Source organism: Pseudoalteromonas sp. S2893 (assembly GCF_005887105.1).
Lineage (GTDB): Bacteria > Pseudomonadota > Gammaproteobacteria > Enterobacterales > Alteromonadaceae > Pseudoalteromonas > Pseudoalteromonas atlantica.
Genome location: NZ_PNCY01000034.1, coordinates 13,975 through 37,450, shown reverse-complemented (window position 1 = coordinate 37,450; position 23,476 = coordinate 13,975). Strand labels below are relative to the sequence as shown.

Genomic DNA, 23,476 nt, shown 5'->3' with positions numbered 1-23,476 from the left:
ATCCACTTAATTAAGTGGATTGGTATAAAGCGAACTGCTTTTAACATGCTCTTCATAGTTTGTTCATACATGTATTTGCATACTCGCTTTATAATTCTAAATGAATAGGACATCACATGACTTTAACTAAATCACTTTTAAGCGTAACCGTAGTAGCTGTATTGCTAAGTGGTTGCGAAATGAACAACACAGGCAAAGGTGCCGCAATTGGTGCAGCCGCAGGTGGCGTATTAGGTAAAGCAACGGGTAATCATAAAGACAAGCGTATATTTATTGGTGCAGCTATTGGCGCACTAGCTGGTGCTGCTGTAGGTGATTACATGGATAAGCAAGAAGAAGCGTTTCGTGATGAACTAGCAGGCTCAGGGGTTGAAGTTGTACGTGAGGGCGATAACTTACGTTTAGTTATGCCATCTAACATTACCTTTGCTACAGACCAATCTTATATTTCATCAGGTTTTAACGATACTCTAAACGCTATTGCTAAAGTAATGAACAAATACGAAAAAACCTACCTAAGCGTGGAAGGCCACACAGATAGCACAGGTAAAGACAGCTACAATATGAACCTGTCGCGCGAGCGTGCGCAAAGCGTTAAAAACTACTTAGTGAACCAGCAAATTATGGCTGCACGTATTAGCACTACAGGCTACGGCGAAACCCGCCCAATAGCCACTAACGATAGCGCCAATGGCCGTGCTCAAAACCGCCGTGTAGAAATTCAAATAGTGCCAAACACAGAAGGTTAGTTTTTGTTGAATTGCAATTCACAAAGACGCTGATACAAAGGGGAGCTTGCTAGCAATTGCTGGTGGCTCCCTGTTGCTTTTATTTCCCCATTTTCCATTACTACAATCACATCGGCATGTTTAACCGTTGCCAGCCTATGGGCAATAATCAACGTTGTTCTATTTTGCATTAAATGCTCAAGCGCGGCTTGTACGTGGTGCTCACTTTGCGCATCGAGTGCACTGGTGGCTTCATCTAAAAGCAGTATTTCTGGGTCTTTTAAAATAGCGCGTGCCAATACAATACGCTGCTTTTGCCCACCCGAGAGTCTTACGCCTTGCTCACCTAAAAAGCTGTTATAACCTTGCGGTAATTGCTTAATAAATTCATCGGCATGAGCATGTTTTGCGGCCGCATATACTTGCTCGTCAGTGGCGTTTGGGTTGCCGTAACGAATGTTATGCATTACATCTGAGCTAAATAAAATAGGGTTTTGTGCCACCATGCCCATTTTGTTCCTCAGGGTGGTAAGCGATATGTCTTTAATATTTACATCATGAAATTTAATCGCGCCGTGAGCAGGGTCGTAAAAGCGCTGTAGTAATTCAAATAACGTCGTTTTACCTGCGCCAGAGGGGCCTACAATAGCCACTGTTTTACCTTGCTCTATAGTTAAACTTATTTTATTAAGTGCGCTTACATCGGGGCGAGATGGGTAATTAAAGCTAATATCTTCAAGTGCAATGGCGGGGCTGTCAGTCTTTATTAATAGCTTTTCGTCTTGTGGAGTGACAGGGTTTTCTATTTCACTTTTAACGGCCAGTAATTCAAGTAGGCGCGCTGCCGCCCCAGCAGCTCGTTGTAGCTCGCCGTAAACCTCGGCTACGGTAGCCACCGACATTGCTACCATAATGGCGTAAAACACAAATGCACCTAGCTCGCCACCTGTCATGGTGCCTGCCAGTACGTCGCTGCCGCCTACCCAGAGCATTACGCTAATGGCACTAAAGGTTAAAAATATTACCGCAGCAATTAAAAAAGAGCGCTGTTTAATACGGCTCTTGGCAACGTTAAAGGCTTTTTCGGTTTCGTGTGCAAAGGCGTGTTGCTCACGCTGTTCGTGGCTATAGCTTTGTACTACTTTAATGTTTTGAATGATCTCGCCGGCATAGGTGCTTATATCGGCTATTGCATCTTGGCTAGAACTTGCAAGTTTGCGAACCTTTTTGCCAAAAACCATCATCGGCACTAATACTAGCGGCACACACGCAACCACTACGAGCGTAAGCTTTAAGTTAGTCACTAACAGCATTACCAAGCCACCCACTAACATTAATGCACTGCGCAGCGCCATAGAAAAGGAAGAGCCAATAATCGATTGCAGCAAGGTGGTGTCGGTTGTTAAACGCGACATAAGCTCGCCACTGCGGTTTTCTTCAAAGTAACTTGGGTGCAAGGTAACAATGCGATTAAACACGGCTTTGCGAATATCGTTACTAACTCGTTCGCCAATCCACGACATTAAATAAAAGCGGCTAAAGGTGCCTACAGCCAATAAGCTAATTAAACCAATAAGTACCAATACAGCTTGTTGAAGTTGCGCTTGAGAGCCAGCAATAAAGCCATGATCTATGACAAATTTAACCCCTTGCCCTAATGATAAGTTAACACCAGCGGTGACTAAAAGGGCGCCAAGTGCCGCCACTACCATCCATTTATACGGTTTAATAAACGCAAAAATAGGTAATAAACTACTAAAAGCGGCTTTTTCGGGCTTGGGGCTTGTTTTTGACATAGTGGATTCTTTTTAAAGGTTAAGGTATAGATATGGCACTAAGATAATAAAAATCAATACTTTTAAACATTAGCATCAATAAGGAAACGTTATGACTACTGCAACCGTAAGTGGAGAATTTAATGTAAATCTGGCCCCAATAGAAGGCTACGCAAGCGGCCAAAACGGCGTTAATTTAGGGCGTATGTCGATAGATAAAACATTTAAAGGTAGCTTAAATGCCACCAGCCAAGGCGAAATGCTAAGCGCCATGACTCCTACACAAGGCAGTGCCGGTTATGTTGCTATAGAGCAAGTAATAGGCGAGCTTGAAGGTAAAAAAGGCAGCTTTGTATTACAGCATTTTGGTACTATGGATAAAGGCCAAGACAGCCTAATTTTAAATGTAATTCCCGACTCAGGCACTCATGAGCTAGAAGGGTTAACGGGCAGTATGAAAATACGTATTGAGCAAGGGATACACTACTACGATTTTGAATACACGTTATAAAATACACAAGGATTAAAATGCAAAAAGTAATCGAATTTAGGAAGACCCGTTTTTTGGGTGGCGTAGATATAGCCGCATTGAATGACCGCATACAGGAATTAAACCAAGATGGCTGGAAAGTAATAAACGCAGTGCCATTGACAGGTTTTTATGGCCAAGTGCACGGTTATTCATTACTTATTGAAATTGACGAGCTTTAAATGACATTTACAGTATGGTTAAGCCTAGCGGCTATTTGTATGATGGGGGCAATGTCGCCAGGGCCAAGTTTAGCGGTGGTTTTAAAGCACTCACTTAACGGCAGTATGAAAAACGGAATGCTTGCCGCGCTCAGCCATGGTACTGGTGTTGGGTTATACGCAGGTGCATCGTTATTAGGGCTAGGCGCTTTAATGATGCAGTTTCCGACTGTTTATCAAATACTGGTGTATTTAGGCGCAGCCTATTTGGCGTATTTAGGTATAAAAATATTGCTAGCAAAACCCAGCAATAACGAACTTGAAGTACAAAAAAGTGAAGTAAGTGCTGGCCAAGCTTTACAAGATGGTTTTGCTATTGCCTTTTTGAACCCCAAGCTCGCTATTTTCTTTTTAGCCTTGTTCTCGCAGTTTATTGACCCTCAGCTACTTACTTTAAGCGTGGGTATAATTATGTGTTTAACCGTGTTTGTAATTGATACCGGCTGGTATTTGCTGGTGGCGTTGCTGACAGAGGTTTCAAAAAATCGCTTTGGCTTTACCAAGCAAAGTCCGTGGCTTGATAAAATACTGGGAGTCGTATTTATTGCCCTTGCGATAAAAGTGGTGCTAAGCCTTTAAATCGCGTTCCCGATGCAGGGGCGCGTGCCTATATGCCCCTGCAGCCTAACCCTCATGCCCTGCATACGTATTCATCACATTAATTTTACCTTTTAGTTACAATTTGTTGGTTGTGTTTTAAACAACACAGCACCACCTGACAACAATAACTCAAAGGTTCACACACATGGACAAGTTTAAACTAAGTGCACTTATGCTGGCTTTATTTGCCGCTAATAGTGCATTGGCTGCAAACGAAGACACAAAAAATCAATCACCCAGCACACAAGCTGAAGATTTAGAAATTATTGAAGTGCGAGGCTTTAGTCGCAGTTTAATTCAATCTTTAAATCAAAAGCGTTTTAGCGATACGGTGTCAGAACAAATTTCTGCCGATGATTTAGGGGCACTGCCTGATATTTCAATGGCCGATGCACTTACACGGTTACCTGGTATTTCAGCGGTGCGAACGGGTGGGCAAGCGGCGCAAATTAATATACGCGGGCTGTCGGGCGGGTTTGTATTTTCAACACTTAATGGCCGCGAGCAAGTATCTACAAGTGGCAGCCGCAGTATTGAGTTTGACCAATATCCGTCAGAATTAATTAGCTCTGCGGCGGTATACAAATCGCCAAAGGCATCGCTTATTGAAGGTGGCGTGGCCGGTACGGTAGAGCTTGAAACCGCCAGTCCACTTAATAATGATCAAACGCATAAATTTGTAGCTAATGTGCGCGGTATGTATAACGACCGCGCCTCAGAGGTATCGGATGCCACTGAATTTGGCGACCGAATTAGTTTTTCGTATCAAGGCAAATATCTAGACGACACGTTAGGCGTAGCGCTGGGCTATGCGCGTTTGTTTCAGCCAAGTGTAGCAACGCAGTTTATTGGCCTTGCGTACAACGACACAAAAGACGTTGATGGCGCAGCTAACGACACCAATGGCCCTTTAGCTAACCCTGAGAACGAATACATTAGCGAAGGTTTTGAGCTACAGCATTTAGGCGGCGAAGAAACCCGTAATGGTTATTTAGCAGCTATAGAGTGGGCGCCGGTAGATAACTTTAAATTAAAAGGTGATGCGTTTTTATCGCGCTTTGATAAAGAGTCATTTGCCCGCGGCCTGAGGGTTAAATTAGGCGGGCCAACAGCTGCATATGCTAACGCTCAGCTCGATGGTAATGCCGTAATAGGCGCAGCGGTTAACCGCACTTCGCAAAGCTATACCCGCGTTGAAATAGTGAACGACGACAACCAAGACTTTGACGAAGTAGACAGCTTTGGCGTGAATGCCGATTGGCAGGTAACCGATAGATTAAACGTAAATGCCGATGTGTCGCTTTCTCGCGCAAAAAGTAATTTTAGAAATGGCTTACTGTGGAGCTTAGTAGCTGAAGATGCCAATGCAGAAACGCCAGTATTTGATAACAACGTAGCAATTAACTATCAATTAAATGGCTTAAATTTACCTGACGTTGGGTTTAATCAGGCGGCCGCCTTTAGTGATATAGACCGTGTAATGGTCAGCAAATATGGTATTTACCCAGATCAAACAGAAGATGAAGTAACTGCATTTAGGCTCGACTTTAAATACGAGCTAGAAAGCGACATATTTAGCTCAGTAGAGTTTGGTGCGCGCTACTCAGATAGAGAGTACAGCCGTAAACGATCGGTATTTGAGTACGGTAACGACGGGGCGTTTTCAGCAACGCAACCCCCTTTGCGTTTAACCGACGATATGGCCTCTGTGGTTGACTGGCAGGGCGAGTTTAGTTATTTCCCATCGTATTTAGCCATTGACTTAGACAAAGCACTTAACGCATGGTTTCCAGATGGTACGCCAGAGCCTGTTCAAACATGGGGTAATGCCGATGGCGTAGACGACGCGCAAGGTTATACAACTAACTATTCGTGGTCAGTGCTGCAAAGCGGCTCGGTGTTTGAAGATGTGCTAGCTGCGTACGTTATGGTAAACATTAACACGCAAATTGCCGGGCTCGACCTATCGGGTAATGTGGGTGTGCGCCGCGTTGAAACCGACCAATCTGCAACGGTACTAGAGAACGTAGCAGGCGATGCGCGCTTAGGTGCGCAAAATATTGTTGATGAGAACGGCATTGTAAATAATTTATACGCACCTAATGTATTAGGCACTAAATACACCGACTACTTACCATCATTAAATTTAAACCTGCAACTTAACGATAATTCACTTGTACGCTTTGCTGCGGCTAAAGTAATGTCGCGTGCGCCAATTAACCGCTTAGCGGGCGATGCCAGTGCAAATGTGAGTGATGATGGTGTTATTAATGGTTCAAGTACTAATAACCCATTTTTAAAACCCTTTTATGCCGACCAATACGACTTATCTTACGAATATTATTTTGAAGAAGGTAATGGCACTATCGCTGCGGCGTTATTTTATAAAAATATAGACTCGTTTGTTGAAACCTTATCAATCGAAAACTTCGACTTTAAAGGTAATGGCTTTAATGTACCCGACTTTATAGAAGACCCTGTCAGTGGCGAGCAAGTTGCCACAACTAACGGTATTTACACCACAGCAGTTAATAACGGTGAAGGTGGCTACATTAGAGGGCTAGAGCTTGCGTATACGCAAGTGTTTACCTTTTTACCTGAGCCATTTAATGGCTTAGGCGCTAATGCAAGTTATTCATACACCGAAAGTGAAATTGAATCGATTACCAGTTTAGGGGGCGACACATTAGCGCAATCTTTACCTGGGCTGTCTAATAATGTGCTTAATGCCACGGTGTTTTACTCAATGGATGATTTTGAAACCCGCCTTAATGTGCGTTACCGCGATGAGTTTGTATCAGAGCAGGTTGCCATTAACGAGCAAGTGGTTAATTTTGATGCCGAAACCGTAGTCGACTTTCAAGCCTCTTATCGCTTTAGCGACTCGCTAACAATGCTTTTGCAAGTTAATAACTTAACCGATGAACCAACCCAAAGTTACTTTGGCTCAGAGCAACGAACAGGGACGACTCAGTACTTTGGTCGTCAGTTCTACCTTGGTTTTACATACAGTCATTAATTAGCAAACGGAGCGTTTAAAAATGAAAATTATAACTATGTCTAAATATTTGCTAATAACGTTAGCGTTAATGCTATTAGCAGCGTGTGGTGGAACAGATGATGTTGAATCTGGTGAACCATTACTTACCTGTAATGTGCCACAAGTCCCTAATGAAGCGGGGACACAATGTGTCGATCCTGAACCTATATCGTGCCCCGCACCTACAATACCTGATGAAAATAACGAAAGCTGTGTGGTTGGTGCCGACCCAACCCTGCCAGACCCTGTGGTATTTGCAGGGGAAGGAGAGGCGGTTTTATTTTATAACCGCTTAGCCGATGATAACTACGAAGGCTACCGATTACATTCGTGGAATAACGAGATATGCGATGCTTATGCACCGCCATTTGATACCAGCGATTGGGCTAACGGCCATGAATACGATGGTATTGACCCTAACTATGGTGCGTATTGGATAATTAATCTTAAAGAGGGTTATAACGAATGTGCCAATTTTATTATTCATATTGGTACAGAGGGGTCAGGTAAAGCGTTTGGTGATGTGGATTTAACTATGCCGCTGATGCAAGACGATGAAACCTTTCAACGTATGAACTTTACCATTCATGGTGAGCCTTCGGTGTTTGAATACCCTATTTTAAGTTTGGGCGAACGCGCAGTTGCTATAACAGGTGCTTCAGCGCATTGGATTGATTTAAATACTATTTTGTATAAACCAAGTAACGAGCTTACAAGCCTAATTAAGTTGCATTCATCAGCTACGGCTCAGCTTGAAGTGGATATTGATACTGGTTTAAACGGCGATACTGTTACGCTGCAATCAAGCAGTTTAACTGATGAGCAAGCGGCAAAAGTACCGCATTTAACCACTTGGAACGCATACGAAGGAAGTTGGGATACAAACACAGCTAAAGCGCTTATAAAATCGCAGCTTGTTATTGCCGGTTACGATAGTGAAGGTAAGCTGCTAGAAGCAAGCTATGTGCAAACCGCTAAAGCACTCGATGCCCTTTACACACAAGGCGAAGACGACGCTAACGAAGCTGTACTTGGCGTAATTTATGGCAATAACGCGATTGATGTGACTGTGTGGGCACCCACCACTAATAACATGGTGCTAAACGTGTTTGATGATGCAAAAACACAAGTGCACTCTATACCAATGACATTAAATACACAGACAGGTATTTGGCAAGCAAGTTTAGATATGCAATACGACCGCCACTACTACCGCTTTAATTTTGATGTTTACCACCCACTGACTCAGCAAATAGAGTCGCTTTGGAGTACAGACCCTTACTCACTCAATGTATCTACCAATGGCTTATACAGCCAGCTGATTAATTTAGCCGATGATGACACTAAGCCAGAAGGCTGGGATGAGCGTATCGTGCCTACTATTACTAACCCAGAAGATGCGGTTATTTATGAAGGCCATGTACGTGATTTTAGTGTGCGTGATCAGTCAGTAAGCGAAGCAAACCGTGGTAAATACCTTGCATTCACTGAGCTTGAAAGCGTGCCAATGCAGCACCTTAAGCAATTAGCAGATAAAGGCTTAACACACTTTCATTTACTGCCAGTGACTGATATTGGCACCATTGAAGAGGATGCCTCGCAGCGTGTGGAAATTACAGACACCTTAGGTAAATTATGTGAGCGTATTAACGATGAAGCTGATGCATGTAAAATCGAAGATAAAAACAGCACCATTGTCGATATTATGCAAAGTTACCTCCCTGGCTCAGACGATGCACAAGCATTAGCCAGTGCGATGCGTGATTTAGATGGCTTTAACTGGGGTTACGATCCGCATTACTTTATAGCGCCTGAAGGCTCTTATGCCTCAAGCCCAGAGGGCATTGCCCGCGTTAAAGAAACCCGCGCCATGGTGCAATCACTGCAAGAAGTAGGACTTCGTGTTGTACTGGATGTGGTTTATAACCACACAACATCATCGGGTATTTGGGATAAGTCGGTATTTGATAAGCTAGTACCGGGTTACTACCATCGCTATAACGAAGTAAGTGGTGAAATAGAGCGCTCAACGTGTTGTGAAAATACAGCTACAGAGCATGTAATGATGGATAAGTTTGTTACTGATTCATTGGTTATTTTAGCGCGTGAATTTGGCTACGACAGTTTTAGATTTGATGTTATGGGGCATATGCCTAAATCATCAATATTAGCTGCGCGTGAAGCCGTGCAAGCAGTCGACCCAGATAACTATTTTTACGGTGAAGGCTGGGATTTTGGTGAAGTAGCTAACAATCGTTTATTTACACAAGCTAAACAGGCTGATATGGCAGGCTCAGAGGTGGGTACATTTAACGACCGTATTCGTGAAGCCGTGCGTGGTGGTGCAATGTTTAGCAATAACCCGACAGATGGCAACCTAGCCGAACAAGATACGTTACGGTTATCGCTGGCGGGCAACTTACAAAATTACATTTTAAAAGACTTTAAAGGTAACTCATCTAAGGGCAATAGCTTTACTTGGAATACTCAGCCAACAGCGTATGCACTAGACCCAGCGGATAGCATTCATTACGTATCAAAACACGATAACGAAACACTGTGGGATCAGTTGCAATACAAACATGCATCAAGCATGAGTATTGAGCAACGTGTGCGCGCGCACAACATGGCATTGTCTATTCCACTTATGAGCCAAGGCATTCCTTTTATGCAATTGGGCGCTGATTTACTGCGTTCTAAGTCAATGGATCGTGATAGCTATAATGCCGGTGATTGGTTTAATGCTGTTGATTTAACCAAAGAGAATAATAACTGGAACATTGGTTTACCAAACGCAGAGAAGAACCAAGAAAAATGGTCTGAAATTATGCCTATCTCTGCTAATCCAGATGCACAGGCAATGCCGCAAGACATAGCCTATGCGGGCGATGTATTTAACGAGTTTTTACAAATACGTAGCAGCAGCCCACTATTTAGATTAACCACAGAGCAAGATGTCATTGAGCGAGTGGGTTTTCATAACGTAGGTAAAGCGCAGCAACATGGCTTAATTGTAATGAGCATTGATGATGGCGAAGAACTCACAGACTTAGACCCAGCATTTGACGCGCTTGTAGTGGTGATTAACGCAACCGAGCAAACCCTTAGCCATACTATTGCCACCGCAGCGGGTTTTGAATTACACGACGTATTAAAAAACAGTGTTGATGCAAGCATGGCCAGCGCCAATTTTGCCCAAGGCGATAACGAAGGCACATTTACTGTACCGCCTTACACACTAGCTGTTTTTACTAAAAACCAAGGTGAGAGCCAAGGTGTTGGTTTAAGTGCAAATGCAACCGTAGGTGCGCCTGATGTAGTACCTTATGGCAGCACCGCTGTGTTTGTACGCGGAACTTTAAACGACTGGGGCACACGTGATGTATTTGAATATATTGGCGAGGGTGAATACCGTATAGCAATTGCACTAAGCGCTGGCGATTACGAATTTAAAATTGCCTCAGAAGATTGGTCTACAGTTGATTTTGGTGCGCTTACTGACGCTGATAAAGAGGTAGTTGAAAATCAAAGTGAGCCATTAACGCGCTCAGGTGCAAACATGACCTTTAGCGCTGCTATTGATGCAACCTATGTATTTTCGCTTGACGCTTCAAACCCTGAAAATCCAACGCTTACTTTATACAACGAAGAGCCATTTGTAGGCACCGCTATTTATGTGCGCGGTATGCTTAATGATTGGGGAGTAACCGATGAGCTAAGTTATAAAGGTAAAGGCATTTACACCTTTACTAAAACACTGAGCGCTGCAAGCTATGAATTTAAAGTAGCGTCAGAAGATTGGAGCACGGTTGATTATGGCTCGGCTGAGGGTGATGCCAGTGTAATGGTTGGCACCGCTGAGCCGTTGTCGGTTGCGGGGGCAAATATGACCATAGACATTGCCGAGCAAGGTGAATACCAATTTATATTTGACGCCAGTGATTTAAATAACGTATCGCTAAAAGTGCTCAACGGTGAAATGTTTGCACAAACACCGGTGTTTATTCGCGGCAGCTTAAATGACTGGAGTACTGATAACCCACTTATGTACGAGGGTGATGCAATTTACTCTGCTTCTATTGAATTAGAAGTGGGCGACTACGAATTTAAAGTAGCGTCTGAAGATTGGAGCACAGTGGATTACGGTGGAGCAGGCGATACGCCGGTAGTGGCAATTGATGAACTAACACCACTTGAAGCGGTAGGTGCCAACATAACACTGAATATTACCGAACAAGGTACCTACACGTTTAATGTAATAGGCCCAGATAGAGAAAATGTAAGCATACTTATCAACAAGCAGTAGCAGTTATATTTTCCCAAACCTAAGCCGAGCATAGCCCTGTATGCTCGGCTTTTTTAATGCTTAATTAATGCCTAACAAAAGGGGCATTAAAAACGATAGTTAACCGACATCATCACAGTCGTGGTGTTATCGGTATCAATAATGGGTGAGTCTTCAATATCAGAATCGAGCTGCTTATAGTTAACCATGGCATTTACGTTCCAGTTTTTATTAATGTAATACATTAAAAATAAACCCGCATTGTAGTTAACCGTAGAACTAAGTTCGTAAGGCGCATAGGTGGTAGATTCGCCCTGTGCTACACCATAATAATAGTTAGATACATCACTGCTATTTAGCTCAACACCCACAGAAGGAACGAGCATTAGTTGTTTAGATAACTTAATAGGGTAACTGTAATTGGTTTTAAATTTAGCGCCATCGCCGTGGCCTATTACATCATGAGTAGCACTGGCGCTTATTTTACCAAAGCTTGCAGTGTAACTAACCTGCGTACCAGCGTAGAGTGATAGCTTTCTATCGTCTAAGGCTTTTATGGCTGCAAGGTCTGAATCTGAGGTATCAAAGTTATCACCTGGCTCTAAAACTAATGACCAGTTAAAACCTTGCTGCTCCACTAACTTATAATCAAGCGACAAACCTTTAAAACTAAGCCTTTCGCCTTCGTAAGTAATGATAGGTAAAAATAGCGTTTCACTGTCGGTACCTGCATAAGGTGAGCTGGTAGAAATGACCCCGCCCCCTAAAGAAAACTGCGATTCAGCTTGAGCAGTAATACTGCCAAGTGCAAGTGTGCCAACTAATAACCGTAGTGAGTTTTGTATATAAGTGTTCATAGGAGCCTTGGTGTTAAGTAAAAAGTGAAAATTGTTTGCGATAAGTAAAGTGTGCCGCAACGCTATTAGGCTTTAGTGTAGCTATATTTTTGATTGGCGTTTGTAAGAGAGTGTATGAAAGTTTATCTGAATGTAAGTGGATTAATACTCAGGCTTTTAATAAAGATAAAACCTGAGTATGGGTGCTTTAAGCGTGTTGATTTAATTTAAATTGTTTACGGCTATACATAAATAATAACGTGCCTGGAATATATAAAATAAGTGAAAGCGCTAATGTGTTTAGCCCCGCAGCATAAACAAGCCATAAACCATACACACTTGCGCCTAACCCCATTAGCTTAATGGGTACCGAGAGCTTTTGTGCAAAGGCGACTTTTACCATATAGGCGGCAACTAAAAAGTACGGCACCAATATCATAGACGTTGATACAAGCACTAAGGTGTTATAACTCTCGCCAGTAAATAAAATAAGCACTAAGCAAAGTTGCACTGTAAGGCTGGTTAAAGTTAATGACGCTATAGAGGTTCCGTTATGATTTTGCTTTTTAAAAACGTTAGGAAATGCGCCGTATTTAGCCGCGCTGTTAGGCACTTCGGCGGCGTAAATAATCCAACTTAAGTAAGAAGCCAGTACCGACACAATAAGCCCCGCACTTATAATAACTTTGCCTGTAGTGCCACTCATCATGGCCATAATGCCCGCCATTGAAGGGTTACTAAGTTGGGCAATAGTGCTTTGGTTCATTATCCCAAATGACAGCATGGTAATAGCAATATATAAAATAAGCGCTGCAACAACGCCTATCACCGTGGCTAGGCCAATATCTTTACGGTTTTTGGCACGAGCAGAGAGCACAGCAGCCCCTTCAATACCGGTAAATACCCATAAAGTAATAAGCATGGTATTTTTTACTTGATCAATAAAGTCTGTTTGCACACTCACATGGCTTTGATTTGCCTTAAATACGTTAGGGTCAAAATAAGCATAAGCAAAGCCGATAAATAGCAACAGCGGGATCACTTTAGCGATAGTGCCAAGCAGGTTAATGAAAGAGGCCTGTTTAATGCCTTTAACAATAATTAAATGCACAGCCCATAAAATAATAGATTCGCAAATAAACGCCATAAGGGTATTACCCTGGCCAAATAGAGTGAATGTTGGCGTATCTACAAATGCGCCTAAAGCAGCAAAAGCCACGACTAAATAACCCACCACCCCAATGGTGGCGCAAAGCCAATAGCCCCATGCAGATAAAAAGCCCGCTAGTTCGCCAAAGCCTTCTCTAGCATAAATATAAATGCCGCCGTCGAGCTCTGGCTTAGCGCGAGATAATTGTAAAAAACACCCTGCAAGCAATAAAATACCTACACCGGTGATAAGCCAGCCTACTAAAACAGCGTTTACACCAGCCACTTCGGCCATATTTTGTGGCAGACTAAATATCCCAGCCCCTACCATTGCACTAAATACCAGCGCGGTAAGTGCGACTAATCCAATTTTATTTTCTTTCATTTTACTACTTACATGTAAGCTAATAATTAGCGTTATAAAGAGGCAAAGTGCTGATTTAACGTTGCAATGTGTTCAGGGCCTATGCCGCAGCAGCCACCAATTATGCTAGCACCTTGTTGTTGCCATTGCTTAGCCCATTGCAAGTAAGAAAGCGGGGTTAAGTCTTTGCGAACCTCATCTAACCCTTCGTTAGCTGTGGCTTCTTTAGTTTGTGGCGCAAATGCATTTGCGTAAGCCCCCACTTGAACATGCTCTGCTCTTTGTGCTTTTAATTCCTTTTGGGTTAGAACTAAAGCTTGCTCTATTACCTCAGGCTGGCAGCAATTAAATAAAATGCCTTTTACATTTTCTTTTAGCATTGCAGTGACCGCATCTTGCACCGACTCGCCCGAGCGTAACGTGGCTTGCTCGTTGGGGTTTTCATCGTCAAGGGTAAAGGCAACCCACACAGGTTTTTGACTATCACTTACTTTACTGATTAGTGCTTTAATATCGAGCGCTTCTTGAATGAGGCTTTGGGTTTCTATTAACCACAGGTCGGCATAAGGTGCTAGGCCTTCTATTAAAGGTGTGGCAATGCGTGTTAGTTGCTCTGCTTGGTATAAATCTGGGCGATATGAGCCAAACATAGGAGGTAAACTTGCCGCTATTTTTGTGCCTTTATTGTGTTGCTCGACCGCTTTTTGAGCTGCTAGTCCGGCGGTTGCAGCCAGTGATTTAGCAGATTGGTTAAAGCGCTCTTCGCCAATATGAAAAGGCACTAATGCATAGCTATTTGTGGTAATAACAGTGGCACCACTTTGTATAAAGTTACTATGAGCCTGCGTTACTTTGTCAGGGGCTTCTATTACTGCCAATGCTGACCACTCAGGTTGCTGAAATGGCGCACCAATACGAGTGAGCTCTCTGCTCATGCCGCCATCGAGTAAAGTTAGAGTATGAGTTGTCATTATGTTCCCTTTGTATGAGATAATTTCAATTTGGATGTTTAGACGTCTATAAAGCTGTTGCCAGAATATAAAGCACACAATTAGGTTAAACAACCCTATAAATTAAAATAATGGGCGTATTAACTAAGCGTTATCATTGCTTAACAACCTCGTTAAATTGCATTGAAGTAATTGATCACGTAACTTAAACAAGCAGTGTATTTTACTAGCAGTAAAGCGCTGTGTTTAAGTAGATTAAGGATAAACCAATGAGTAACTCTATTTTAAAAAGTGCCAGCTTTGATCCCAAAGTGAAGCAATACTGGATGACCATGGCATGCTTTTTTAGTGCCGTTGCATTAGTGACCATTCCACTTATACCTGTGGTGTTATTTGTTGTATGGCTGGTGGCGGGTAAAATATTGGCCGCTATGTCGGCGCAATTACTCACGCAAAAGCTAGTTGTTAAACGCGGCATTTTATTTAAAGAAGAAAAATCTATACCGCTTGAAAAAATAACCGATGTGGGGCTGAACCAAGGGCCGCTTATGCGCTTTTTTGGGTTATACCGGTTAAGCTTTGAAACTGCAGGGCAGTCGGGTCATGGTGCATTGGTGTCATTACTTGGTGTTGAAAATGCCAGTGAGTTTAGAGAAGCCATACTTGAGCAAAAAGATAACTTAGCTGCGCAAGCCCCTAAAACACAGGAGCTTGCTGAAGAACACCTCAACCAAGCATTACTTGCTCGCTTAGTTGAGGTAGTAGAGCGCATAGATACGCGTTTGGCAGCTTTAGAGGCGAAGCGTTAAGCGTTTTGTAATTGAGCCTGACCTGCCAGCATGCTTAGCTCTTTGGTACGGCTTTCAACAACCTGATATTCGCGCGCTTTAATTGTACTTATATAATTCCACTTAGCACTGGCTTTTGCAGGTGTAAATGTAACGGTTAAATAGCCGCGCTCCACTAAATTATTATAAGCAAGGTCATCAACTAATAAGGCAATTACTTGCTCTATTTGCGCTACGGTTTGCGCATCTTGTGTGTTTAGCGCTAAATATTCTTCAAGCCCTGGTGATGAAACGGATGCCGTTGCAAATTCCACCCCAGCATTTTGTGAGGCTGCAATAGGGTTACTGGCATCAGTTTTAAGCTGTCCAGCCCAGCCGTTATGAGTATCTCCGGCTAAAACTACTAAGTTTTTTTGTGCTGCAATAGCGGTGCCTAATAATACTTCTCGCTCGTAGGCGTAGCCATCCCACGCATCAAGGTTATACGGTATGGTGGTTTGAACACGGGCAAGCTCTGCCTCGGTTACACTTGGGTCGCCCGCTAATACACGGCCTTTAATTTGCGCCAGCTCTGCAAATAATACATTGGCCTGTGCGAGCAATTCACTTGGATCGCCTCCGTTTGCCTGAGCACTTTGTAAGCTAGCAAGTAGTAACATGACCTCTACTGGTAAGTGCATTTTTGTCATTAGCACTTGTTGCCCTAACACTTGCCACTGTGTGCTTGAGGTAGTGATGGCATCACTAAGCCAGGTAAGTTGTTCGCTGCCTAATAATGCACGGTCAGTTGCGCCTATTGCTGCAGCGAATGCGCTTTGCCCGGCAGGGGAGGTAAGGTCAAAATCACTATAGTTAAGCTGCTCATCACGCGCTAATACACGAGTATCTAGCATGTATAAAGAGACTAAATTACCAAACTCAAAGCGTCGGTAAATACGTTCTTTGTCGGCTACATTACGAATTGGCATCCACTCAAAGTAGGCTTGTAGTGCATTGAGTTTTCGTTGGCTAAATTCGCCTTCACCTTCGTTATGGTTTTCTGCGCCTTCGCGCCATGTGTCGTTGGTGATTTCGTGGTCGTCCCACACTGTTATAAATGCACAGTGGCTATGGGCTGCTTGTAAATCGGCATCGAGGCGATAATTTGCATAGCGTTTTCTATAATCGGTCAGTGCGATAATTTCGCTGCTGTTATCTAATGGTAGCAGTCGGTCTAACTGTGCGGCGTCCTCGGTTGCATAGCCAGTATTACTGTATTCGTATATGTAATCACCTAAGTGCAGTACCGCATCTAAATCGCTTTGCTTAGCAATTTCGCCATACACATGAAAATACCCGGCAGGGTAATTTGCGCACGATACAACGGCTAATTTCACCTGATCAACCGCACCGACAGGAAGCGTTTTACCTTGTCCGATAGGGGAGGTTTTTCCGTGTGCATTAAAGCGATAGTAATAAACGGTGTTGGCATCAAGCCCTTGTAAATCAACTTTAAGAGTAAAGTCGGTGGTGTCACTGATATGTGTTTCACCATCGTGAACAATATTTGTAAAGCTTTGGTCGGTGGCGGCTTGCCATTGTACTTTTAACGATTTAGTTGTTACATCGAGTGGGGTTACACGGGTCCAAATAATTAAGCTATCGCTTAGCGGGTCGCCGCTGGCAACGCCGTGGTCAAAGCTAACGGGTGTGTCGTCATCATCGTCAAAACGACAACCTGTTAAACCAAGTGATAATACGGCAGCGCCAAATCCTGCTGCCGATGCTTTTAAAAAACTTCTCCGTGTAAATGCCATTGCTTTGTACCTGTAAAGTGTAAAAAGCAAAGTGTAGGCAATTTAGGTTACTTTTTTGTGAAGCAATTAAAAAACTTCACTTACTTGCGTTGCATTACACGTAATAACGGTAACGTTTTCGTAGCCTACGCGGGTTAGCGCTTCTGCACCTAAGGTGGCGCGGACACCACTAGCACAATGTAAGTAAATAGGGCGTGCAGCGTCTTTTTCTATTTCCATTAGCTTCATTTCGAGTAATCCGCGTGGAATATTTATTGCCCCTACCGCAGCTACATTGGCATGCTCAGCGGGTTCGCGTACATCAATAAGTAAACCTTTATTTTGTTCTAGCTCTTGCTTTGCTTGCGCTGCATCAATACGGCGTTGGTTAGGTGTGATAATTTTTAGTAAATCAGGAATTGAAGTAAGCATTAGTCTGTAAATCCTCTTTTGCGCAAAAAAGTCATTAATGGGCACCATTTAGTGTAGGCGGATTGCACTAAGTTAATACCAATAAATAACGTTAAAAATTGAAAGTTACTATCAACAAAGTAGCTTAAAAGCACAGAAATTGTAACGGCACTTCCGCCAATTAAGAGTATGGCGTCACTTATTTTCATGAATTGATCTCAATATTAGTTTTTTCTAATGTTAATTATATTAGAACTTGCTAATGTAAAAGTCTATAATTAAAACACCCAAAATAATTAAGTATCGCAATGAATATTGAACAACTTGCAGAAAACGCTCAGCAGGCAGAGCAATTTTTAAAATTAATGGCAAATAAAAACCGTTTAATGATTTTATGTAGTTTATTGCAAGGTGAACAAAGTGTGGGTGAGTTAAATCAAAATGTTCCGTTGGCGCAGTCTGCTTTGTCTCAGCATTTGGCGAGTTTACGTAACGCCCAGCTAGTGGCAACTCGCCGTGAGGGACATACAATTTATTATTCGTTAATCGACCCAAAAGTTGAGTCGATTATTACGTTACTATACGAATGGTTTTGTAAGCAAAGTACCGCTGAGTAATTTGCTTTAAATAAAAGTGGCAATCTCATCAAGCGACTTTTTATCAAGTGCATGGGCAGGTACAGTTGCATCGTCACTTGGGTAGCCCGCAATAAGTAACATGTAAGGACGTTCGTTGTCTTTGTCGCGCTTACAAATGTCGGTTAAAAAACTCATTGGTTTAGGTGTATGGGTAAGCGTAGCTAAGCCGCAGCGGTGCAGGGCTTGTATTAAAAACCCAGTAGCCAGCCCTACTGATTCGTGCACATAATAATTGGTGTTTTTATCATCTGTATTCACACCGCCTTTTTTTTGACTAAACACGGCAATAAGCCAAGGCGCATACTCTAAATAGGGTTTATTGGCGTCGGTACCTAATGGTTTTAGCGCATCGAGCCACTCTTCTCCTGCTCTGCCTTCATAAAAAGAGCGCTCTAGTTTTTCGGCGGCCTCTCTTATTTGTTTTTTTACATCGCTACTGTTTATAGCTACAAAATGCCACGGTTGATGATTCGCTCCACTTGGCGCGGTACCTGCTGCTTTTATACAGGCTTCAATTATATTTTTAGGCACAGGTCGGTCGCTAAAGCTGCGAATACTATGGCGGCGCTGGCTGGTTTGTAAAAATTCGGTTGCGCGTTTTAGCATTTCATCGTGAGGGTATTCTATAAAGTCGTTTAGTGGTTGGCTTTGATGTTTTTGCATGGCTTTACGCTTCTTATAAAGTGTGTGTGTGGTTTTTATACCGACTGAATAAATGCGAGGCAAGTATTATTACCTATCGTGTTTATTTATTGTTACAAAATTAACCGCTGCGTAACTTATGTTCCTTTTTTTAATGTGATATAAAAAGCGCAATAAAAAAACTATTAAAATTCAAGGAAGTAAAAATGCTATCAATAACAGGGTTATCTAAAACCTACGATAATGGCGTACATGCACTACAAGGTGTTGATTTATCAATAGGAAAAGGAATGTTTGGGCTGCTTGGGCCAAATGGGGCCGGTAAATCATCACTAATGCGTACTATTTCTACGTTGCAATCTGCCGATTCGGGTTCAATCACGTTTGATGGTATTGATGTTTTTAAAGACCCACAGGCTCTGCGCCAACGTTTAGGTTATCTACCGCAAGATTTTGGTGTATACCCACGTGTTAGTGCTTACGACTTGCTAGACCATATGGCTGTTTTAAAGGGCATTCATAATAAAGGCGAGCGTAAAGAGTCGGTAGAAGGCTTGCTTGCACATACTAATTTATATCAACATCGCTCAAAAGCGGTAAGTGGCTTTTCGGGCGGTATGCGCCAGCGTTTTGGTATTGCACAAGCCTTACTAGGTGACCCTGATTTACTAATTGTTGATGAACCAACAGCAGGGTTAGATCCTGAAGAGCGAAATCGTTTTCATAACTTGCTAGTAAGCTTAGGCGAGCAAAAAGTCGTTATATTATCGACCCACATTGTTGAAGATGTAGCAGAGCTTTGCCCAAACATGGCCGTACTGGCAGGCGGAAAAATACTATTAGAGGGTAACCCCATTGCCCTTACCGATAAACTCCAAGGCCAAATTTGGCGTAAAGCCATGAGCCAAGAAGAAGCACTAGAGCTTGAGCCGCAACTGCCTGTTATTTCAAAACGCTTATTTGCTGGGCAAACCATATTACATGTATTAGCCAATGAAGCCCCTGAAGGTTTTGAGCTCAGCAGTGCAAACCTAGAAGATGTGTATTTTTCTACGTTGCTTAATCATCGTAACAGCCAAGTAGCATAAGGGGGCGCTATGTTTTTTAATATGCTCGCGTTTGAGCTGCGCTATTTTGTGCGCCAGCCTTCGTTTTATGTGACCTCATTAATATTCTTTTTTATGGCGTTTTTTATAAGCTCCAGTAGTAAGTTTCCGCTAGGTGGGGCTAATGTTCATATGAACTCGCCTTATACCATTATGGTTTTAACGGTTACCTTTTGTACGCTTGCTATGTTTTTAGTGGTTAACTTTGTTGCAAGCTCAGCGATTCGCAACAGCGAGACCAAAATGGATGAGCTGGTGTTTAGTAAGCCCGTTAACCCGCTTGCTTATCAATCAGGGCGTTTTTTTGGTGCTTACTTGGTTGTGCTCGTTGTTTTTTTAACTGTGCCACTAGGCGTATTTTTGGGATCTCAGTTTGGCTTGTTGGTTGGCTGGCTCGATAGTGAGCTAGTAGGCCCTAATAAGTTTATATATTACGCTGCGCCTTTTTTATATTTGGCGGTGCCAAGCTTATTGGTGCTCAGTGCTATTTTTAATAGTGTGGCGGTTTATTTTAAAACCATAATGGCGGTATATGTAACGGCTGTGGTGATCTATATAAGTTACCAATTGGCGAGTATCTATTTTGACGATTTAGCGTTTAGAAATATTGTTGTTTACGCAGACCCATTTGGCACTGGTTCATTAATTGACTTAACCCGTTACTGGACTGTAAGTGATAAAAATACTGAAGTGTTAACGCTTTCGGGCGATTTTTTAATTAACCGTATTTTATGGGTAGCAATAAGTTTAGCGATGTTTTTTGGCCTCGGAAAGTTAGGTAATCGCGTAGTCACTAAAAAGCAGAAAAAGCAATTTGCTGTGTCTACGTTTGTAAAAAACAAACAAGCAGCACTTATTAGCAGCGCTAAAAATTACAAGTCAAAAGGGGTCAATACGCAATCGCAATTAGTAATGCGCAGCTTATTTGAGCTTAAGCAGGTTATATTAAGTGCTCCTTTTATGATTTTAGCGGGTGTCAGTATTATTACGTTACTCGCACCACTTTTTGCGCCTATAGGCGCATATGGCACAACAGATTGGCCGCTCACACAAAACATGGTGGGCATTATTCAAAACGCCTCCGCTATATTTATGTTTATTATTATTGCTTATTACAGCGCAGAGCTGGTTTGGCGAGAACGCCACAGTGGTATGGGCGATATTGTTGACAGCTACCCGGTGCATAACAGTGTGTTTTGGGTATCTAAAATTATTGCGCTAATCACTGCGGTTTGTGGCCTTTATTTAGTAGGCATGATGTTTACCATTGCGGTGCAGCTATTTAAGGGGCAATTTAACCTAGAGCTTGGCCAGTACTTATTTAGATTGGGTTACCTTACATTACTGCCTTTAATTATGATGGCTATATTGGCGTTCTTTTTACAAATAATTAGCCCTAATAAATACATAGGTATGGGTTTATTTATTCTGTATTACATTGCTCAAATGGTAATGGGTGCTTACGGGTTTGAGCATCATATGTATCATTTTTCACAAAGCAGCAGCGTACCGTATTCAGACATAAACGGTTACGGGCATTTTTTACAAGGCGCGCATTGGTATACCCTATATTGGGGTGCATTGAGTGTATTTTTAGCTATTGTAGGGTTTGCTTTATGGCATCGCGGCCCGTCGCAATCATTGCGTACGCGTTTATCTTTAGTGCGTTACAACATGTCTTTAAAAGGCCAGGTTGCAGCAGTTATAAGTTTATTGGTATTTGTGGGCGCGGGTTATAACATTTATTACAACACTCGTGTAATCAACGAGTTTGTAACAAGTGATGATAACGAAGCGCTACAAGTAAGGTATGAGCAAGAGTTCTCACAATACAAAGACTTGCCACTGCCTATAATAACTGATGTTGATTTACACATTGATATTTACCCTAAAAAGCGTGCTTTAAACGCTGTGGCTAAAATTAAGTTTACCAATACCGCAAACGAGCCAATAACCCGTGTGTTAATTATCGAGCCTAGCCAATCTAAAAGCTGGGATGTAAAAATGGCGGGCGGAAAAATAGTTGAGCGTTTAACCGATTTTGGCATGGTATGGTTTGAGTTTGAACAACCGCTAATGCCTAATGAAGTACGCGAAGGTGAGCTTTCTGTTACTCGAGAACACGACGGTTTTGTTGATAGAGGATCTGATACTCAACTCGTGCATAACGGTACATTTGTAAATAATAGAGAATTATTACCAAATTTTGGTTATCAAAAGTATTTTCAAATTGCGGATAAGTATGAGCGCCGTAAGCACGATTTACCCGAGCTTGAACGTGCACATAAACTAGAAGACAGCCGCTATTATACGCAAAATGAGTTTGGGCCTGCTAATGGCTTTATAAACTACAAGGCAACAGTAACCACCGATGAGTCACAATTTGCTATTACACCTGGTTACTTAAAAAGTGAAAGTGTAAAAGACGGACGACGTACTTTTGTTTATAAAATGGATGCGCCTATTTTAAACTTTTATTCTGTGCTTTCGGCAGAGCTTGAAAGTAAAAAGGTTGAGCACAACGGTGTAAATATTGAGGTGTACTACCACAAAGATCATGCATGGAATGCTGACCGTATGATTGAGTCGGTACAAGACTCAATAGATTACTACACGCAAGCCTTTGGGCCATATCAGCATAAGCAGTTACGTATTATTGAGTTTCCTAAGTATCGCTCGTTTGCGCAAAGTTTTGCCAATACGGTACCTTACTCAGAAAGTATTGGCTTTATTACAGACTTAAGAGATGAGAGTAAAGTTGACCTACCTTACTATGTAACCGCACATGAAGTTGCACACCAATGGTGGGGGCATCAAGTATCTGGGGCTAATGTAGAAGGCAGCGCCGTTATTTCTGAATCGCTCTCCCAATACAGTGCGCTTATGGTGCTAAAAAAACGCTTTGGCGCCGAGAAGCTTCGTAAATTCTTAAAGTACGAGTTAGATAGATACTTAATGGGCCGCACAGGCGAAGCCTTTGAAGAAATGCCGCTGTATAAAACGCAGTCGCAACAATACCTTCATTACAATAAAGGCTCAGTTGTGATGATGGCTTTGTATGACCGATTAGGTGAAGAGCGCTTAAATGCAGCACTTAAAGCGTTTTTGAATGAGTTTAAATACCAGTCAACGCCATACCCAACTACGCTTGATTTACTTAGCTATTTAAAACAAGACGCAACGCAAGCGGAGCAACGTTTTATTGATGATCAGTTTAAATATATAACGCTTTATGAGCTTGAAATGAAAGCAGTTTCGGTTACAGATGATGTTGATAGTGAAGGTTTTTATATAGTAACACTAAACGTTGAAGCAACTAAGCAGCATGCCGATGGACAAGGTGAAGAAACCGAGCAACCACTCGATGAGCTAATTGATATTGCATTATTTAGCGATGATCCTGAAAACCTACTCGCTGAAGATTTTGTTATTTACTCGCAAAAGCATCAAATAGTCTCTGGTACTAATACTATTGAGCTAAAAGTAAAAGAAAAGCCAGTTTACGCAGGAGTAGACCCGTACATTAAGCTTGTAGATAAAGACAGTAAAAATAACCTAGCTAAGTTTTAATGATTAATGATTAATGATTAACGATTAGCTGAAAGGCCGCATTTAATGCGGCCTTTTTTGTTTTAGCGA

At 42.3% G+C, this 23,476-nt stretch carries 18 protein-coding genes; 10 read left to right on the top strand and 8 right to left on the bottom strand.

Features of this window, described 5'->3' with window-relative positions; genetic code table 11:
• The first annotated feature begins 116 nt into the window (after nucleotides 1–116).
• A complete protein-coding gene (locus tag CWC04_RS15990; RefSeq protein WP_004587548.1) occupies nucleotides 117–749 on the top strand; it encodes a YiaD family glycine zipper/OmpA-like lipoprotein in 633 nt (210 codons plus the stop codon).
• Here the strand turns inward: CWC04_RS15990 and CWC04_RS15985 are convergent.
• The gene (locus CWC04_RS15985; protein ID WP_138685874.1) at nucleotides 746–2,524 is read right to left on the bottom strand and encodes an ABC transporter transmembrane domain-containing protein; all 1,779 of its coding nucleotides are present in this window, start codon (nucleotides 2,522–2,524) and stop codon (nucleotides 746–748) included. The genes CWC04_RS15990 and CWC04_RS15985 overlap by 4 nt on opposite strands.
• 91 nt (nucleotides 2,525–2,615) lie before the next feature.
• On the opposite strand from CWC04_RS15985, the gene CWC04_RS15980 reads away from it, so the two are divergent.
• From CWC04_RS15980 to CWC04_RS15960, 5 genes are all read left to right on the top strand, one after another.
• Nucleotides 2,616–3,014 (top strand): DUF3224 domain-containing protein, encoded by a 399-nt coding sequence (locus tag CWC04_RS15980; protein ID WP_004587550.1) that lies wholly within the window; start codon nucleotides 2,616–2,618, stop codon nucleotides 3,012–3,014.
• Nucleotides 3,015–3,031: 17 nt separating this feature from the next.
• Nucleotides 3,032–3,214, top strand: coding sequence for a hypothetical protein (locus CWC04_RS15975; RefSeq protein WP_138685873.1), 183 nt, complete (start codon nucleotides 3,032–3,034; stop codon nucleotides 3,212–3,214).
• A complete protein-coding gene (locus CWC04_RS15970) occupies nucleotides 3,215–3,832 on the top strand; it encodes a LysE family translocator (RefSeq protein WP_004589230.1) in 618 nt (205 codons plus the stop codon).
• Nucleotides 3,833–3,998: 166 nt separating this feature from the next.
• On the top strand, nucleotides 3,999–6,872 hold the full coding sequence (locus tag CWC04_RS15965; RefSeq protein ID WP_138685872.1) for a TonB-dependent receptor: 2,874 nt from the start codon (nucleotides 3,999–4,001) through the stop codon (nucleotides 6,870–6,872).
• 22 nt (nucleotides 6,873–6,894) lie between these two features.
• On the top strand, nucleotides 6,895–11,199 hold the full coding sequence (locus CWC04_RS15960) for an alpha-1,6-glucosidase domain-containing protein (RefSeq protein WP_138685871.1): 4,305 nt from the start codon (nucleotides 6,895–6,897) through the stop codon (nucleotides 11,197–11,199).
• Between the two features lie 86 nt (nucleotides 11,200–11,285).
• On the opposite strand, the gene CWC04_RS15955 is transcribed toward CWC04_RS15960, so the two are convergent.
• The 3 genes from CWC04_RS15955 to CWC04_RS15945 all read right to left on the bottom strand — a co-directional run bounded on the left by CWC04_RS15955 (nucleotide 11,286) and on the right by CWC04_RS15945 (nucleotide 14,498).
• Nucleotides 11,286–12,035, bottom strand: a complete 750-nt coding sequence (locus CWC04_RS15955) for a MipA/OmpV family protein (RefSeq protein WP_138578627.1) — start codon at nucleotides 12,033–12,035, stop codon at nucleotides 11,286–11,288.
• A 187-nt stretch (nucleotides 12,036–12,222) separates the two neighbouring features.
• Nucleotides 12,223–13,548, bottom strand: coding sequence for a basic amino acid/polyamine antiporter (locus CWC04_RS15950; RefSeq protein WP_029773146.1), 1,326 nt, complete (start codon nucleotides 13,546–13,548; stop codon nucleotides 12,223–12,225).
• 32 nt (nucleotides 13,549–13,580) lie between these two features.
• A complete protein-coding gene (locus CWC04_RS15945) occupies nucleotides 13,581–14,498 on the bottom strand; it encodes a homocysteine S-methyltransferase family protein (protein WP_171038586.1) in 918 nt (305 codons plus the stop codon).
• A gap of 248 nt (nucleotides 14,499–14,746) precedes the next feature.
• On the opposite strand from CWC04_RS15945, the gene CWC04_RS15940 reads away from it, so the two are divergent.
• Nucleotides 14,747–15,286 carry a PH domain-containing protein gene (locus tag CWC04_RS15940; RefSeq protein WP_138685870.1) on the top strand — a complete coding sequence of 180 codons (540 nt, stop codon included), beginning with the start codon at nucleotides 14,747–14,749 and terminating at the stop codon, nucleotides 15,284–15,286.
• Here CWC04_RS15940 and CWC04_RS15935 read toward each other — a convergent pair.
• The 3 genes from CWC04_RS15935 to CWC04_RS15925 all read right to left on the bottom strand — a co-directional run bounded on the left by CWC04_RS15935 (nucleotide 15,283) and on the right by CWC04_RS15925 (nucleotide 17,660).
• Nucleotides 15,283–17,061, bottom strand: a complete 1,779-nt coding sequence (locus tag CWC04_RS15935) for an alkaline phosphatase D family protein (protein ID WP_004589223.1) — start codon at nucleotides 17,059–17,061, stop codon at nucleotides 15,283–15,285. The two genes, CWC04_RS15940 and CWC04_RS15935, sit on opposite strands and share 4 nt — an antisense overlap.
• A 66-nt stretch (nucleotides 17,062–17,127) precedes the next feature.
• A complete protein-coding gene (locus CWC04_RS15930) occupies nucleotides 17,128–17,472 on the bottom strand; it encodes a rhodanese-like domain-containing protein (protein WP_138685869.1) in 345 nt (114 codons plus the stop codon).
• Nucleotides 17,472–17,660, bottom strand: a complete 189-nt coding sequence (locus CWC04_RS15925; RefSeq protein WP_004589221.1) for a YgaP family membrane protein — start codon at nucleotides 17,658–17,660, stop codon at nucleotides 17,472–17,474. Before CWC04_RS15925 ends, CWC04_RS15930 begins: the two co-directional genes overlap by 1 nt.
• Before the next feature lie 99 nt (nucleotides 17,661–17,759).
• Between CWC04_RS15925 and CWC04_RS15920 the strand changes: the two genes are divergently transcribed.
• A complete protein-coding gene (locus tag CWC04_RS15920) occupies nucleotides 17,760–18,068 on the top strand; it encodes an ArsR/SmtB family transcription factor (RefSeq protein ID WP_004589220.1) in 309 nt (102 codons plus the stop codon).
• Nucleotides 18,069–18,074: 6 nt separating this feature from the next.
• On the opposite strand, the gene CWC04_RS15915 is transcribed toward CWC04_RS15920, so the two are convergent.
• Nucleotides 18,075–18,752, bottom strand: coding sequence for a nitroreductase family protein (locus CWC04_RS15915; RefSeq protein ID WP_138685868.1), 678 nt, complete (start codon nucleotides 18,750–18,752; stop codon nucleotides 18,075–18,077).
• Nucleotides 18,753–18,937: 185 nt separating this feature from the next.
• Here CWC04_RS15915 and CWC04_RS15910 point away from each other — a divergent pair, with 185 nt between their 5' ends.
• Complete coding sequence (locus tag CWC04_RS15910) at nucleotides 18,938–19,819, top strand: ABC transporter ATP-binding protein (protein ID WP_029773142.1); 882 nt, start codon at nucleotides 18,938–18,940, stop codon at nucleotides 19,817–19,819.
• Between the two features lie 9 nt (nucleotides 19,820–19,828).
• Entirely contained in the window at nucleotides 19,829–23,407 is a 3,579-nt protein-coding gene (locus CWC04_RS15905) for an ABC transporter permease/M1 family aminopeptidase (protein ID WP_138685867.1), read from the top strand.
• Nucleotides 23,408–23,476: the final 69 nt, after the last annotated feature.